Raw genomic sequence first — 14,926 nt, forward strand, 5'->3', positions numbered from 1 at the left:
CCTAGATGAGCCCTTCGATCGTCAGGCTGACGTAGCTGATGCCGCCGGAGCGCGTGTCCGGGTCCATCCCCACGGTCAGCTCGATCGAGAAGTCGTTGAAGAAGCCGTAGATCGCGAGGCAGTCGTAGCCGCCCTCGCCGATCCACAGGCACGGGAGCGCGCGGACGCCGGCGAGCGATCGCTGGATGCCGTCCACGGCGTCGGTGGCGACCAGCGCCTTCAGCTGCGCCTTTTTCGCCCAGGCGCGCTGAACGATGGTCGTGACGCCGAAGTCGTCGGTCGTCTTCTTCGAGTAGTCGGTCATCCCGACCGTTGGGCCGGTCTCGGTCGATCCCAGGTCGATCAGCGTGCCCACCAGCAGCGTGCCGACGGTGACGGGAGCCTGGGGGTCGGGGCCGGTGATCGTCACCTCCACCTGCGCGGTCGCGTAGAGCGGCAGGTCGAGGAACAGCACGGTCATCAGCTTGCCGATGGGTGCGGTGAAGTAGGCATACCAATCAGCGATGACGCCGCCGGACACGTTGGTGGTCAGCGTCCGATCGTAGATCGCGGTGCCGCCGACCGTCATCCGCACCCGCACGGTCTCGGCGTTGGTGTCCGACACCGCGAGCGCGCTCACCGCGCCCGGCGCCAGCGTGACGTCGATCGTGCCCGTGGCGCTGCTCGACGTGCCCACCGCCTGGTCGAACATCGCCCAGCGGTTGGTCGGGCCGATGTCGATCCACGCCGTCTGCCCGGCCGCCGCCGGATCGTTGCCCTTGTTGGTATCGGCCGCACTCTCCCAGATGCGGTGCGTGCCGGAGCGCGTGATCTGCTGGCCCTTGGCGTAGGTGGTGCCGACCGCCCACGCCGCCTGCGAGTCCGCCGGCACGCTCGTCGCGGCGACCATGGCGGTCGTCAGCGCGCCCGGCTTGATGACCTTCACGCGGCGGCCTTCGTCGGCAGCGGCTTGTCGGCGGCAACCTGCATGGCGTCGCCACCATCGGTGACGCGATCGAGGATCTTGTTGCCGTCGCCGATGCGACCGGAGATCGTCGCGTTGCCATCGTTGTTGTCGGCCCGGAGCTGCGCGATCTCGCGGCGGATCGCCTCCAGCTTCGCCTCCGATCGATCGTCGGCGGCGCTGTCGCCAGAGCCGGCGGCAAACGTCGACCACCACGCCGCCGCGTCGCTGGTGGACGAGCTGCTGGAGCCGCTGCCGGTGAGCGCGGCGGTGGCGGCAGCCGACGCGGTCGTCGCGCCCGCGATCATGCCGTAGACGCCTTCCAGCGATGCCGCCGTCTGCGCCTCGACCCGCGCCAGCTCCTGCCTGCTCGTCGCCGCCAGCGCCGCCGCGTCGAGCAGCGACTTGGACAGGTCGGGCAGGCCCTTCGCCGCATCCTGATCGCCGGCGCGCGCGGCCGTGATCGCGGCGTTGAACTGGCCCTGAAGCGACGCGAAGGTGTTGCCGCCGCCAGCGTCCGTCAGCCCCCGGATACGCTTCACCTCGTCCATGATGCTGTCGCCGATCGACGTCCAGGCATCCGCCAGCTGCTTCGCCGCGTCCGCCGCGTCCTTTGCATCGGAGAGGGCGTAGATCTGCTCCTGTAGCGCACGGTTCGACGGATCGAGGCTGGCGAGCTGGGCGGCCCGGATCGCGGCGGTGTTTCCCGTCGCTTCCCAGAGCTGCTGCTGGAGGCCGGCACGCTCCTCCGCGACCTGCTGCTCCTTGGCGGCCGCGTCGGCAGTCGCCTGCGACGCCGCCTCGGTGGCAGTCTTCGCGTCCTGGAGGTTCCAGATATACTGCTGGAGCACGCGGTTGTTCGGGTCGAGCGCCTGGAGCGCGCGGTAGCGCTGCTCGGCGGTGTTGCCCTCCAGCTCGAAGATCTGATCCTCAAGCCCGGCTCGCTCCTGCGCGAAGGCAGCGGCCTTCTGGGCGGCATCCGCTTGGGCCTGCGTCGCCGCCTCGGTCGCCGCCTGAAGATCCTGAAGCGTGTAGATCTGCTGCTGCAAGGCGCGATTGGATGGGTCGAGCGCAGCCAACTCGCGCGCGCGCTGCTCGTTGGTGTTGCCCTGAAGTTGAAGCAGCGTCGTCTCCAGCCCGGCACGCTCCTGCGCGATCGCGGCGGCGGCCTGGGCCGCCGCTTGCGCCGCTTGCGTCGCGGCCTGGGTAGCGGCCTGTTCGTCCTGAAGCGCGTAGATGCGCTCCTGGAGCGCGCGCAGGCTGGGATCGAGCGCGGCGAGCTCGCGCGCGCGGATCGCGGCGGTGTCGCCGGTCAGCTGGAGGATTTGACCTTCCAGGTTCTCGCGCGTGCTGGCGAGCGCCTGCTCGGCCTGGGCGGCGGCATCGGCGGCGGCGGCGGCCTTTGCCGCAGCGTCGGCTTCATCCTGGATCGCCCAGATGCGCTGCTGAAGCTCGCGGTTCGCCGGCAGAAGGGCGTCCAGATCCATCTGGCGCATCTTCGCGGTGTCGCCCACCGCCTCGGCCAGCTGCCGTTCCAGGCCCAGCCGCTCGCTATCGTCCTGAACCGCCTGCTGAGCCTGGGCTTGCGCCTCCTTCTCTTCGATGCCGCGGAGCTGCTGGAGCTTCGCGTAATCGTCCGCGCTGGCGCCGGCCTCCTGAAACACCTTCTGGAGCCCGGCGAACTTCGTGGCGATCTGGTCCATCGCGTAGCCCACGGGATCGGTCTTCTGCTTCAGCTCGTCGAAGACACCCTTGAAGCTCATCACCTTCTGGAGCTGTGTCTGGAGATCGCCCTTGCCCTTGAGCAGCGTCTGCTCGGCCGCGCTGAGGCCGGTGATAGCGCCCTGCTGGATGACGCTCTGCACCGCGTAGGCGACAGCCTCGTCTTCCGTCTTGAACGACGGCATGCCCTTGGTCCGGCCCTGCCCGGACAGGTCCACGCGGTAGGTCTTGTTGCGCTGGCCGATCGACACGTGGAGGCTGTCGCTCAGCGCGCCGCCGAGCTGATCCGCGATGCCGGACAAGCCGCTGATGAGGCTGTCCGCCATGCTGCCGGCCACCGTCTTGAGCTTCGAGCTGTTCCCCGTGATGCTCGACGTGACCGCGTCGCCCGCGATCACCTCGATCGTGGCGCTGGCCTTCTTCACGTGCTTGAACAGCCCGCCGACGATCCCGCCGAGTATGCCGCCGGCCACCGAGCCGATCATCCCGCCAAGCGGGCCGCCGACCAAGTTGCCCAGCGCGCCACCCATGGCGCCGACGATCGCGCCACCGATCTGGCTGCCGGTGCCCTTGCCCGCGATGCTGGACGCCGCGCTGCCCAGGCCGGCGCTTGCCCCGATCGCGCCGAGCGCATTGCCGCCGGAGAATGCCGCCTTAGCCTTGTCCAGCAGCGGGAGTATCGCGTTGACGGCCCTGCCCAAGCCGCCACCCACGATGTCGACGAACTGCTGCGCGACGTCGAGAAACTGCTGCTTCCGACGCGTGATGTCGTTTTCGGATTTCCGCTGGTCCGCTTGCTGTTGCACCGCAGCCGCGTCAGCCTGCCCTTTGACCAACGCCGCGGCGGCGGCGTTGGTGTAGCCCTTGGCCACGTCATCGGCGGCCTCAGCCTGGGCGCGCAGCAGAATAACTGACTTCTCCTGCTGCGTGTTGATGTCGGCGAGCGCGTCCTCAAGCGGTTGGCCGGACAAGCCTCGGAGTGACGCCAGCCGCTTCTGCCCGGCTTCGACGGCGACATCGCCCTCCTGTTGGGTGAGCGCGATGCTCTTCTTGATCTGGTCAGCCTGCGCCAGATCCTGGGCCTTCAGCTTGGAGGCATTAAGCCGATCCTGCGCTTCTCGTTGTGCGTTGAGCTGCGCAAGTGCCTCAGCCGCCGCTTTCGCGTCGCCGACCTGCCCAGCAGCGACAAGTGCCGCCAAGATCGGCAGACTGGCGATGCGCTGTTGAACGAGTTCCGCTGCTTTCGCCATCGGCACCAGTCCGGCCTCGACCTGAGCGTTGACCTCCTCTTGAACACCCGCCTGATCCCGCATTGCGGCGGTGGCCTTCGCGGCGTCCGCGACGCGCTGCGCGATCGCGAGACGGATCTGCCGCTCGACAACGGCCTCAATGTCGGCGCGGCCCTTAATCGCCGCACTCTCCGCCTTCTCCCGCGCCTCAGCGATGAGCGCGGCCGCACCGGACACGCCATAGGCGTCGGCGAGCGCGTACAGGTTCTTGATCTGCGCCTCGGTCGCGGCCGCCTCGCGCGCCAGCTCCTCGGCATGGTGGTCAACCTTCGGCTTCTTCGGCGTCCGGTCGGCGATGATCTCGTCGGCCTTCTTCTTGTATCTGGCCTCGGCGTGCGCGAGCGTGTTGGCCGCGACATCGGTGACGACGCTCTGAATGGCGCCCTTCGCCTGGTCAAAGCTCTTCTTCCACTCGCCCACCACGGCGGTGGCTGCCGTCTTGGCCGCTCCGGCATAGTTGTTCTTGAGCTGCCCGAGATCGACGTGGCTCAGGTTGCCGCCAACCGAGTTCACTGCGTCAACCGTCTTGTTGATGAGCCACTGGATGCCGCTCAACGCGCCGTTCGCGGCCTGGATGACGAGATCGGCAAGCGCAGCAGGGAACTGGCGCCACGTCGCGAGGATACCGTTGTAGGAACCGACCCAAGCCGCATAATAGCCGGCGGCAGCGTCCACCATGACGGTGAAAGCCATGTGTGCCGCCGACTGCGCCTTCTCGCCGAAGCCGTCGAAGACCTTGTCCAGTCCCGTCCGCTCGCCGATCGTCGTGGCAAGCCCGGCTAGGACATCACCGGTGGTGATGCCAACATCGCCGAGCTTCTTCATCTCCTTGTGCGTCAGGCCGAGACTGTCAGCGTAGGCCTTGAGCGCCTTGTCGTCGCTGACCTGGTTCTTCAGCAGCTCGAAGGCCGCGACGGCGGTGCCGGTGGCAATGAGCAACGGCGCGAAACGGAGCGCGAGCGTGCCGATTGACGCCGCGTAGCCCTTGATGCCGCCGTCAGCCATCTGCGCGATCTGCGCGATCTGCCCCCCCTGCTGAAGGAACACCTGCATGGGCTTCTGGCCGGTGAGCAGGCCCGTCACGATGTCGGGGATCTGGATGGCCGTCTGCTTCAGCGCGAAGTTGTTCCTGCCGGTGCCGCGAGTGGCGCCGTCCGCCGCGCGCTCGGCCTCGGCATAGGCGGCCGACATCGTGCGGATACGGCCTGCCAGCTCAGTCAGCCCCCGCCCTTCCGCCGCCAGCGCCGCCGTTTCAGCGCGCAGCTGACGCGCCTCGCTGGCCGATTTGCCGATGAAGGGGATGGACCGCTCCAGGCTGGTCGCCATCTTCTCACCGGCACCCTCAACCTTCGCGATCGCTTGGCGCGCGGTCTCCAGTTCGCGCGTCGCGGCCGAGCCGAACGTCTTCAGCGCGACGGTGCTGCCCGATACGTCGATCATACCCTTCGACGCCGCTTCCATGCGGGTGAACTGACGCACGGCGTTCGCCGCGGAGGTGCCGATTAGGTTATCGAGCGAGCGCAGGTTGCCGAACGCGTCGCCGACCTGGATCTCGAAGCCGACCTCCAAGGTGGCGCCGTCTTTGTCCATGTGCGCCTCCCTTTCATCCCAGCACCGACCGCAACCGCGCTTCCTCCGTGTCCACCTCGCGCTTCGTCACCGGTGCGCGCCACGGCGACGGCCGGCTCTCGTCCTCCGCGAGCCGGCTCTCGTTTACGTAGTCGGCCGACAGGCGGCGGATCAGCCGCGCCTCCCACGCCTCAAGTCGGACGCCAGTGTTCTCCTGCCACGCGGTGATCTCGCGCCAGCTGAGCGGCACGACGCCCATGCCGGCGGCCTCGTGCAGCCCGATCTCCATGAGCCGGTCGACGATATGCGGCGCCGGGTTGGGCGGCATCGGCGGCGGCACCTTCGTCCCGTACTGCGCCTCTAGGCGGCTGAGCTTCTTACGCCCGTCCTGGTCGCTCCGCGCCCGCCGCGATCCCTCAGCGGGTCGCGGCACGGCGCGAAGCCACGCCAGATAGCGGACGTAGAGACTCAGGCGTTCGCCGAGGCGCCGCTGAAGTTTCCCCAGTCGCGGCATGCCTTCCCGACCTGCGCGGCGATGAAGCCGAGCGAGCGATCGGCGTAGAAGGACTCGAACAGCGCACGGCCAGTGGCGTCGCCTGCGGGCGGATAGGTGAGATTCTCGAACGACACGGTGATCGAGGCGAGATCCTCGGCGTCCTCCTTGGCGCGCTGTTCGGGCGGCGCGAGCGAGACCTTGTTGTCGTTGTCCTGCATCCGCTTGATGGCGCGCGCGGACTGCCGCGCCTCCAGCTCGGCATAGGGCTTGCTGCCCGGACCGTAGACGATGATGCGGACGGGCTTGCCGTCGTCGGAGAGGAAGTTGCCGGCGGCATCCTTCAGGTGGATGGCTGCGGTGTCGCGGACGGCGAGCGTCGTGATGTCCATGAGGTGTTCCTTCGCGGGTATGGTGCACCGCCCGCCCCGACACCCGCGAGAAGCGAGACGGGCGATGCGAGGAGACCGGCCGAAGCCGGAAACTGGTGGGATCAGGCGGCGGCGACCTTCACGATCACGGTGTCAATCTCGATCGTGGGATTCGCCATGATGACGCTGTCGGCGCCGTCGAAGTTCTCCGGGTAGCCGAACACCCGCCCCTGGAAGTAGCGGATGTCGCCCGTCGGCAGCGTCACCTTGAACGCGTAGCGCGCGAGGTTGGTGGGCTCACCGGCGGTGCGCAGCAGCGTCTGCCCGGAATCCGTCGGATCGTGCGCGAAGGAGGGCTGGAGCGAGCCGTAGTCGGTCGAGCCCTTCAGCTTCTGCTTCGGCCCTTTGAGGGGCTGGAACTCCACCTTGGCGGTGGTTGCGCCGATCGTGCCGATCTTCTCGACATTGCCGATCTCGGTGAAGGTCAGCGTCTCGTAGCCGGCCTTGTCTTGGGTGGCGGGCGCTGCCGCCGAGATAGCGAGCGCCGTGCCCGCCGCAGTCGTGGAACCCATGATATTCTCCCATGGTGGCGAGCCGGCTCAGCCGGCGGTGAACCCGCTTTCGCGGGTGCGTCAGGCAGCCTTGGCGGCCGCTTTGTCGTCGGCGCCCGGCTCGCGCACGAGGCCGGCGGCGGCGTAGTTGGCGAACTCGCCCTCGGTGACGTCGACGGTGGCGCCCTTCTTGAACTCGCGCCCGGTGCCGGCGTCGTTGAAGCCGGAAATGACGAACGCTTTCCTGGTCTTCTGGGTATCGGCCATGGTGGTGCTCCTTCTCTTCAGGCGTCAGTTTCGTGGGTGACGCGGAAGTCCTGTGCCTGCTGGAAGATGCCGGCCTCATCGACGAGGTCGGGGCCGGCGCCAGCGTTCGTGATCGCGACGGACGTGCCGCCGCCGATGTCGCCCGTGCGGCCCGCGCAGGCATGGATGACGAGCGCCAGCACCGCCTTCTGCTCACGGTAGCTCTTCGCCCGCACCGCCACCTCGATCCGCGAGGTGACGAGCGCCTTGCCGACGCGCACCAGCTTCAAGCGTTCGACCTGGCTGATCTCGCGCGCGAGCAGCGCCGGCAGCGCGGCGTCCTGCGGCAGCATCCCGGCTTTGATGCGGCTCGGTTCGATCAGCACGGCGATCGCCGGGTCGGCATTCAGCAGCGTGGTGACGATCTCGACCGCGTTCACTCGCCCGGCTCCGGCGCGGCCGCGGCGAACGGGCCGACGCTCGCTAAGCGCGTCGTGATGTAGGACTGCGCTGCCGCGACCGCTTCGCCCTCCTTCGTATCCAGCGCCGGGCGCATGAACGGGTGCGGGCGGGCACCGGGGTGGTGAACGGTCGGCCCGACGAACTGGCCGCCGATCACGAGCGAGCCCTCGCGCACCTCCTTGTTGAGCCGCTTGATAGAGCGGCCGCCGCGATTGGCATCGCTGACGCTGATGAAGTGCGGCCGCGTGCCGTATTCCAGCCAGGGCGCGATGAAGGCGCCCTCCCCCTTCGTCTGCACCTTGGCGATGATGTTACCATCCTTCGACGAGCCGGTGACCTTGATGCTGTCGCGCACCTCGTTGGAAATGCAGCGCTGGCGCGCCTCGTCCGCGACGACGTTGGCCGCCGCGCGCGCCGCGCCGCGCAGGACGTTCTTCTCCAGCGCCGCCGGGAGCTGCTGGAGCATTCGGCGAACGCTGCCCGTTTTGGCGTAGGCCATCAGCCACCGCCTGCGGTCGAGTAATCCTGCGCCATGAACTCCAGCCCCTCGCGTCGGCCGAGCTCGATCGGCGGCGTGATGATCTGCATGACGCGGCTGCCGTAGATCACGCGCATGTCGGGGGTGATGTCGTCGCGGTAGCGGATGCGAACGCGCGCGGGCCGAGCCGCGAGGACCATACCATCGGACAGGCGCTCACCCCTGCTCGGCAGCATCTCCTGCACCTGTGCCCAGACATCTTCGCCACCGTCGATCGTCGACCAAATCTCTTCGCCTGCATCCATGGCGTCGTCGGTCGGCACCGCCTTGCGCTGAAAGGTGACGATCCGATCCAGATCGCCGGCAGCGATGGTGAAGCTCACCGATACACCCGGAACGGCGCGAGCATCGCCTCGACCTGCGGCAGCGCGTCCGCCGGCTGATCGCGGTTGCGATACGCCGAGCCGACCATGACGAGGATGGCGCTGCGGATCGTCTCGGGCACCGCCGCATAGCCGGTGACGTAGCGGACGCGCACGCCGGGCCGATCGCGGCCGCAGCCATAGGCGCAGGGCCAGTAGCTGCCGACGATCGGCACCAGCCGGTTGCCGAGCAGCTCGTAGGCCGCCGGCGCCAGCGTCTGCCGCGCGCTCGCGCTGCCGAGGTAGGAGACCTCCTCGATCGAGAAGGCGTCCGGCCACGGCAGTTCGCGCGCGAAATCGTCGAAGCCGTCGAAGTCCACCTCGATCGTCTGGCGACCGAGCGCGCGGCCGAGCCAGCCCTGCGGGCCGTCCAGCTCTCCCGTCGCCGCCGCGATCATCGCCTCGACGTCCAGCTTCTCGCGATCACCGCCAGCGAGCCGCAGGCGCAGCACCGCCTGCTCGTAGGTGATGAACGGCGCCGGTGGCGTGACGACGTGCGCGCGCATCGCTCAGCCCTCCCGCCGGCGGCGGTCGATCTCGCAGGCGGCGGCCGCGAGGAACCATGCCGAGAGGACGAGGGCGATCGGCCAGCGCATCACGCCGCGAGCCTCGCCGTCTTGGCCTGGAACGTCGCGACGAGGTCATACCAGAGCGGCGCCTCGGCCTGCGTCAGCCCGCGGCCCATCCACGCGCCACCAAGCTCCTTCGTCGAGAAGCTCGTTGCGCCGCCGGGGCAGCAGATCTGGAGACTGTTATTGCTCGGCGCGATTGAGACGGCGGCGCGAGTGAGGAGGAGCGGGCGGCGCTTGTAGATGTCGTACCCCGCCGAGCCGGTACGCGAGAGTTGCACGATGCCCGAGCCGTCCGGCACCGCCGCGACATAGCCGGCACTGTAATGCAACCGCACGCTCAGCTGCCCCGATGCGTTGCGGTTGCCGATCCGGGCCGCGACGTTGCCGAAGTCCTCGCCAGCCTCCTGAACGTCGGTCAGCGACACGACGCCGATCGTCGCGCTGTCCTGCACGAACTTGGGCGAGACCGCCGTCGTGGGATTGAAGCCGGTCGAGTAGACGCCGGTCGAGCCGTCGCCCTTGAAGCTCCGGAACGGCGTGAACGTCGTCGTGCCCGCCTTGGTGAGTGGGTAGGACGCGGACACGAGGTTGAGCATCGAGTCCGCCTCGTTGTGAAGCGGCAGGTAGAGGCCGTCGAAGGGTCCGGCCGCCGTGAGCGGCAGGCCTGCCGCGGCGGCGTTGGCGAAGAGGTCGGACAGCGCCTTCTTGAGCCCGGCAGTCGGCGCGGTCGCCATGCGCGCGAAGAACGCGGTCGCGGTCGCGTCATAGGCGACGACCGGCGCGGCCTGCCCAGTCCGGCTCCATCCGGCCATGACGCCGTTGAACGCCTCCGCCTGGGCGACGACTGCGAACACCGACGGATGCGTGCCGTCCGCGACCCAGCCATTGGCGACGCCGGTGACGCGCCACTTGTCGGGCTGGGTCGGGTCGCGGAACATCTTGTCCGTGTCGAAGACGCCATCGACGAGGGTGCCGATCGCCGCGCGGAGCAGGATGTTGTGCGGATCGCGTCGCGTGCCGCCGACCTCGTAGCCCGAGGTGACGACCTGGTCGCCTAGCGCCGAGTAATTGTTCCCCGACGGGTCCGTGGTACGGACCACGATCGGCAGCGCGGTGATGTGCTGCACCCCGCCGGCGGATCGCATCTTCGGGTAGTAGGTCTGCTTCAGCGCCCAGATCTGCGCGCCGCTCAGGCCCGTGTCGTTGGTGCCGTCATTGTCGGCGACGTGCGAGACGCCGCAGGCCTTCATCAGCGCCATGCGCTTGTCGTTGGAGGATGCGAATTGCGCCGCCGTCGTGCCGTGCGCCGCCATGTTGAGGACGGCGATCATCCGACCGTTGACGTTGTACGCGGCGCGCATGAACGGGCCGCCGCCGCCGTTCGCGGGCGAGCCGTCGGTGAACCACGCCGCGCGCGTGTCCTGCCCCTGCGCGTTGATGCTGTCGCCCGTGACGGCGAGCACGACGTCGGGGAGGCCGACCGGATCGCCGAGGATGCCGGCCGGGCCGTAGAAAGCCTGGTCGACGATGCCGCCGCTCCACGCGCCAGCGACGTCGAGCTGCGACGCCATGCCAGCGGCGCCGATGACCTGTCGTTCGCCGGGGATGCCGGCGCCTGATCCATGGCGGCAGATATACTGTCCCGGCTGGACCTCCTGGCGGTCCTGGATGAACATCGACATGCCCGCCGGCCACTGGCCGTTGGCGTAGATCGCGGGTGCCGGTAGCGGATCGGCCATGTAGATCGGCGCACCATCGGGGATAGTGCCGCTGGCCTGGGCGGAGAAGGTCACCGGGTAAAGCGTGCCGCCGAAGTTGAGCCGTGCCGTCACCTTGCGATCGTTGCCGACGCTCGTCTCGACACCCGGGTTCTCGCCGCTCGACAGCGCCGAGAAGAACCCGGTCCAGAACGGGCGCAGCGTCTTCTGCGGCGCGGCGAGCGGCGGGAAATACTTGCGGGTCTCGGCGACGCAATTGGTCGCGTCGGCGGGGTTCGTGCCGGACACGTATCGCGTCTGCGGCACCTGTCCGCGCGAGCTGACGAGATAGAGCTGAGCGACGCCGGCACCTTGCGAGGTGCCGATGACCGGCGCGGACGAGGGCGAGCGCAGGCCGGCGGCGCCGGCAAGCGGAACGGTCGCGGGAGTGCTGAGCATGTGTCGCCCTCGTCCTGGAGTTCAGCTGCCGCGACGCACGGTGCGGCCGGCCTGACCATCACCGGACGTGTTGGGGGCGCGCGCCGCCTCGATAGCGGCGAGGCGCTCCTCAATCGGCGCGAGCTTGTCGGCGAGGCCGAGCGCCTCGATAGCGGCGAGGCGCTCCTCCAGCTTGTCGGCGCGCGTGACTGCGGCCTCCGCATCGGCCTTCGCCTGATCCAGCTGAGCCTGCATGCCGGTCAAGTTCTCGACATGACCCTCGTACTGCTTGGAGGACGCTGCGAGATCGGAGCGGAGCTGCTCGACCTCGACGCCATTCGGCGCCGCGTCCGTCGCCGCGGCGGCGAACATCACGGCATTACCAGGGCCGTTGCTGGCGCGCTGCGGCGCCGTCAGGCCGAGGGTCTCGCCGCCACGCCCGCCGCCGAAGCGCCGATCCGCCACCGCGCCGACGACGACCGCCACCGGCTCGAAGACGACCGGATTATAGTCCTGATCGACGAGCTTGCCGTCGACGACGAGCGCCGCGACGCCGAGCTTCACGAAATACATCTCGCTGTCCGGCGAGCGCTCGCTGACTTCCTGCCCGCGCTCGAAATGCTCGGGCGGGAGCGCGGTGGTGGTGTAGTCCTGAAGGAACTTGATCATGATGGCCTCCTCGGCTCCGGATGGTCGCTAAGCGACCGATCAGCTGACGGTTTCGGCGACGCTCGCGGACTGGTTGGCGGCGGCCGCGCCGTAGCGGGCATCAAGCCCGATCAGCGTGCCCGACACGAAGGTCGCGGCGACGCCGACCGTCACGGACAGCCGGACGAACTTGAAGCCCGCGTTCTTGTCGAGATCCTCCTGGCGAACGTTGATCACCGACTGCCGGTTGTTGCCGCCGGCAGCGACGAGCTGCGTGATTGCCAGACCATTGACGGCCTTGGCGTTCGTGCCGTTGGCGTCGGTCGCCTGCTCGATCTTCGCGTCGACGGTGGCGCCGGCGCCGAAGACGCCCACGCTGAGCGTCGCGTGCGCGTCGAAGAACGTCCGCATGTCCATCCACCCGGAGGTCACGGTGCCGGCGGCGGCCTGCTGCGGCGGAAGGAACGCCGCGATCGCCGCGCGCGCCGAAGGGTTCAGGTTGCCCTGCATGGTAGCTTCTCCAGATCCAAGGGGTCAGGCGCGCTCGGCGAGCGCGACGAAGTGCGACTTCGTGTTGCCGCCGTTGGCGGGCGTCACCGGCTTCGACAGGACCGGCTGGCCGCCGATGCGGAACACCCAGCGGAAGGCGCGGATGTTGTAGTCGAAGTAGAGGTGGATCGAGTCCGCGAAGCTGACGCCGTTCTGCTTGCGGAAGGCCTCGTAGCCGTTCGGGTTGACGAACTGGATGTCGCCATACTGGCCGACCGACCGCGAGTGCTCGTTGAAGATGACCGGGCGGCCCAGAAGCATGCCACCGGGTGCCTCCTGATAGTTGCCGTACCAGAGCGGCAGGCCCGCGTTGTTCTTCAGGTCCATGATCGTCGGCAGGACATCGCTGTTGAGCAGCCAGCTCGCCTGCGTAGGCATCAGCATGCGCGCGAACATCCGCGCGAGGTTCGATGCGGTGACGGTCGCCGCCGTCTGGTTCGCGTCCTTCGCGACCGCGATCATGGCAGGCGACTGCATCCAGCCGAGCGGCTTCTCGATGCCGTCGCCGTACATGAAGGCGTCGGCCGCCTTCCAGCGGATCGCAGCGGCGGCGTGGTTCGTCAGCAGCGTGCCGACGCGCGGCGCGTCCTCCAGCAGCTCCTCGGTCGCCAACACGAAGGCGTAGAGCTCGTTCAGCTTGGTCTCGCGGGGCGTCAGCGCCATGCGGCTGGGCAGCATCTGCTCGCCCTCCGAACGCCAAGCCGCGACGATGCCGCTGTTGCCCCAGGGCGTCGTCTCGTCGCCAAGGCCGACGACGCGGTTGGACGAAGTCGGGTCGGGATCGATTAGGTCCATGACCGGATCGTTGCCGTCGTCGAAGACGAGGTTGACTATCTGCTGGCGGAACTCCGCCGGCACGAGGTAGCTGCCCGCCGCGTCGCCCTGCTCCATGTGGACGTTGCCCGGCGCGGCGAGGCGATCGTCCATGCGGAAGCTGCCGCCGGCGGCCGGATTGGCGAGGCGCACCGCCTGCGCGAACTCGGCGAGATGGCCGAAGCCGCCGTCGTCGAGGCGTGCGCGTGCGCCGGGGATGATGATAGTGGGCGGCGCGGTCGCCGGCGGCGTCGCGACCGGCGTGGCGCCGACTGCGGCGGCGGCCGTCATCGCCTGCTCGGCGCGCTGTATCTGCGCGGTGAGGCGTGCCAGCTGGGCCTTGTCGTCGGCGTCCGCCGTCTCTTCCTCGGCGGTGAGATCGCGCTGCTCGTCGATCGCCGCCTGGAGGCGCGTCTGCTGCCGCTGGGCAACCGCACGCGCCTCCGCCTTCAGAACCGCAAGGTTCATGATGCTTTTCCTTCGTGGTGGTGGGCGTGCGCCCGCGTCATCCGGATCACCGCGATCCGGACGTCATCCCCGACAGCGGGGAAGCTTCAGATGGCGGCCGCCATCTCGTGAACGGCCGCCTGGCGCCGCATCAGCGACAGCCGGGCGCGGCTCGTGTTGACCTTGGCGACGACGTCGCGGAGCGACATCACGCCATCGATGGCGCCGTTCGCCGCCGCGCGCGGCGCGGTGAACGTCTTGCCCTGCCCGTGCACCGCCGCGACGTCGGCCGCTTTCATGCCGCGACCGCGCGCGATCGCCTCCACGAAGCGCTCGTTGGACTCGTCGACCTGGGCCTGGATCTCGGCGCGGTCCTCGTCGGAGAGCGGCGCGTTGGAGTGAGCCGCGATCTTGTCGGGGCTGGACGCGATCAGCGAAGTCTTCAGCCCGACCTTGTCCTGCAAGCCGGAATAGTCGGTGTGCCCCGAGCGCACGCCGACCGAGCCGACCTCGCCGCTGGTGGTGGCGTAGAAGGCGCTGGCCTGCGACGCCAGCCAGTAGGCGGCGGAGAAGCAGAACGGATCGGCGACCGCGACGACGGGCTTGGACTGTCGCGCCTCGAAGATGGCATCGCCGGCCTCCGTGCAGCCCCAGACGTAACCGCCGGGCGAGCGGATCGGCATGACGATGGCGCCGATCTTCGTGTCGGACGCGGCCTCGCGCACGCGGTTCGCGATGGCGTCGTAGTAGGTCCGGCCCGACAGCCCCTGCGGCGCGAGCATGCCGGTGATCGGCAGGATCAGCGTCGAGCCCTCGCGGATCGGATCGGGCTGCTTCGCCGTCAACGGCTCGCCGCTCATCATCGCGGCGAGCTGGCGCAACGTGTCCGGCAGCACGGCCTCGACCGAGCCTTGGCGCAGCATGGCATCGAGGAACGCCGGGTGCATGGCGAACAGCGCGGACGAGGCGAGCAGTCGGTCCATATTAAGCCGCCATCGACGGCATGCGCGCAACCACTTCTTGCCTCATAACTCGCCAGAAGGGATTGTCGCGCGGTACCGTGAGCATGCGTGAGACTACGATAAGGGTTGCCACCGCGCCATCGGCGTACTCAACCCGCACGACATCGGTTCCAGCACTACTGTCACGGGACAACAGCTTGAGCTTAGGCTTCATTTGAGCCGCATCAGCAGCTAGCTTGAGCGAGAATGGACTA

General features: G+C 68.7%; 15 protein-coding genes. All 15 read right to left on the reverse strand.

Annotated elements, in window-relative coordinates:
* Position 1: 1 nt before the first annotated feature.
* Positions 2 to 925 (reverse strand): hypothetical protein, encoded by a 924-nt coding sequence (locus tag ACOFKX_RS13800; protein WP_419827655.1) that lies wholly within the window; start codon positions 923 to 925, stop codon positions 2 to 4.
* Positions 922 to 5,544, reverse strand: coding sequence for a hypothetical protein (locus ACOFKX_RS13805; RefSeq protein ID WP_419827656.1), 4,623 nt, complete (start codon positions 5,542 to 5,544; stop codon positions 922 to 924). Before ACOFKX_RS13805 ends, ACOFKX_RS13800 begins: the two co-directional genes overlap by 4 nt.
* Positions 5,545 to 5,557: 13 nt before the next feature.
* Complete coding sequence (locus ACOFKX_RS13810) at positions 5,558 to 5,956, reverse strand: phage tail assembly chaperone (RefSeq protein WP_419827657.1); 399 nt, start codon at positions 5,954 to 5,956, stop codon at positions 5,558 to 5,560.
* Positions 5,957 to 5,991: 35 nt separating this feature from the next.
* A complete protein-coding gene (locus ACOFKX_RS13815; RefSeq protein ID WP_419827658.1) occupies positions 5,992 to 6,408 on the reverse strand; it encodes a hypothetical protein in 417 nt (138 codons plus the stop codon).
* A gap of 101 nt (positions 6,409 to 6,509) precedes the next feature.
* Positions 6,510 to 6,959 carry a hypothetical protein gene (locus ACOFKX_RS13820; RefSeq protein WP_419827659.1) on the reverse strand — a complete coding sequence of 150 codons (450 nt, stop codon included), beginning with the start codon at positions 6,957 to 6,959 and terminating at the stop codon, positions 6,510 to 6,512.
* Positions 6,960 to 7,019: 60 nt separating this feature from the next.
* Positions 7,020 to 7,205: a hypothetical protein gene (locus ACOFKX_RS13825; protein ID WP_419827660.1), complete on the reverse strand. Its 186-nt coding sequence runs from the start codon at positions 7,203 to 7,205 to the stop codon at positions 7,020 to 7,022.
* 17 nt (positions 7,206 to 7,222) lie between these two features.
* A complete protein-coding gene (gene gp17, locus ACOFKX_RS13830; RefSeq protein WP_419827661.1) occupies positions 7,223 to 7,624 on the reverse strand; it encodes a tail completion protein gp17 in 402 nt (133 codons plus the stop codon).
* Positions 7,621 to 8,145 (reverse strand): HK97 gp10 family phage protein, encoded by a 525-nt coding sequence (locus tag ACOFKX_RS13835; RefSeq protein WP_419827662.1) that lies wholly within the window; start codon positions 8,143 to 8,145, stop codon positions 7,621 to 7,623. The genes gp17 and ACOFKX_RS13835 overlap by 4 nt, the downstream gene beginning before the upstream one ends.
* Positions 8,145 to 8,507: a head-tail adaptor protein gene (locus ACOFKX_RS13840; RefSeq protein WP_419827663.1), complete on the reverse strand. Its 363-nt coding sequence runs from the start codon at positions 8,505 to 8,507 to the stop codon at positions 8,145 to 8,147. Before ACOFKX_RS13840 ends, ACOFKX_RS13835 begins: the two co-directional genes overlap by 1 nt.
* Complete coding sequence (locus ACOFKX_RS13845) at positions 8,504 to 9,052, reverse strand: head-tail connector protein (protein ID WP_419827664.1); 549 nt, start codon at positions 9,050 to 9,052, stop codon at positions 8,504 to 8,506. The genes ACOFKX_RS13840 and ACOFKX_RS13845 overlap by 4 nt, the downstream gene beginning before the upstream one ends.
* A gap of 89 nt (positions 9,053 to 9,141) precedes the next feature.
* Positions 9,142 to 11,274, reverse strand: a complete 2,133-nt coding sequence (locus ACOFKX_RS13850; RefSeq protein WP_419827665.1) for a hypothetical protein — start codon at positions 11,272 to 11,274, stop codon at positions 9,142 to 9,144.
* 21 nt (positions 11,275 to 11,295) lie between these two features.
* The gene (locus tag ACOFKX_RS13855; protein ID WP_419827666.1) at positions 11,296 to 11,922 is read right to left on the reverse strand and encodes a hypothetical protein; all 627 of its coding nucleotides are present in this window, start codon (positions 11,920 to 11,922) and stop codon (positions 11,296 to 11,298) included.
* A gap of 39 nt (positions 11,923 to 11,961) precedes the next feature.
* Positions 11,962 to 12,411, reverse strand: a complete 450-nt coding sequence (locus ACOFKX_RS13860; protein ID WP_419827667.1) for a hypothetical protein — start codon at positions 12,409 to 12,411, stop codon at positions 11,962 to 11,964.
* A 24-nt stretch (positions 12,412 to 12,435) separates the two neighbouring features.
* Complete coding sequence (locus ACOFKX_RS13865) at positions 12,436 to 13,731, reverse strand: phage major capsid protein (RefSeq protein ID WP_419827668.1); 1,296 nt, start codon at positions 13,729 to 13,731, stop codon at positions 12,436 to 12,438.
* An 86-nt stretch (positions 13,732 to 13,817) separates the two neighbouring features.
* A complete protein-coding gene (locus ACOFKX_RS13870; RefSeq protein ID WP_419827669.1) occupies positions 13,818 to 14,693 on the reverse strand; it encodes a S49 family peptidase in 876 nt (291 codons plus the stop codon).
* Positions 14,694 to 14,926: the final 233 nt, after the last annotated feature.

The organism is Sphingomonas sp. (assembly GCF_965200105.1).
Classification (GTDB): Bacteria; Pseudomonadota; Alphaproteobacteria; order Sphingomonadales; family Sphingomonadaceae; genus Solisphingomonas.

Bases quoted from the DNA above. Each gene is read 5' to 3' on its own strand.
- ACOFKX_RS13805 (WP_419827656.1), bottom strand. From the start codon at position 5,544: ATGGACAAAGACGGCGCCACCTTGGAGGTCGGCTTCGAGATCCAGGTC.
- ACOFKX_RS13815 (WP_419827658.1), bottom strand. From the start codon at position 6,408: ATGGACATCACGACGCTCGCCGTCCGCGACACCGCAGCCATCCACCTG.
- ACOFKX_RS13820 (WP_419827659.1), bottom strand. From the start codon at position 6,959: ATGGGTTCCACGACTGCGGCGGGCACGGCGCTCGCTATCTCGGCGGCA.
- ACOFKX_RS13825 (WP_419827660.1), bottom strand. From the start codon at position 7,205: ATGGCCGATACCCAGAAGACCAGGAAAGCGTTCGTCATTTCCGGCTTC.
- ACOFKX_RS13835 (WP_419827662.1), bottom strand. From the start codon at position 8,145: ATGGCCTACGCCAAAACGGGCAGCGTTCGCCGAATGCTCCAGCAGCTC.
- ACOFKX_RS13845 (WP_419827664.1), bottom strand. From the start codon at position 9,052: ATGCGCGCGCACGTCGTCACGCCACCGGCGCCGTTCATCACCTACGAG.
- ACOFKX_RS13850 (WP_419827665.1), bottom strand. From the start codon at position 11,274: ATGCTCAGCACTCCCGCGACCGTTCCGCTTGCCGGCGCCGCCGGCCTG.
- ACOFKX_RS13855 (WP_419827666.1), bottom strand. From the start codon at position 11,922: ATGATCAAGTTCCTTCAGGACTACACCACCACCGCGCTCCCGCCCGAG.
- ACOFKX_RS13860 (WP_419827667.1), bottom strand. From the start codon at position 12,411: ATGCAGGGCAACCTGAACCCTTCGGCGCGCGCGGCGATCGCGGCGTTC.
- ACOFKX_RS13865 (WP_419827668.1), bottom strand. From the start codon at position 13,731: ATGAACCTTGCGGTTCTGAAGGCGGAGGCGCGTGCGGTTGCCCAGCGG.
- ACOFKX_RS13870 (WP_419827669.1), bottom strand. From the start codon at position 14,693: ATGGACCGACTGCTCGCCTCGTCCGCGCTGTTCGCCATGCACCCGGCG.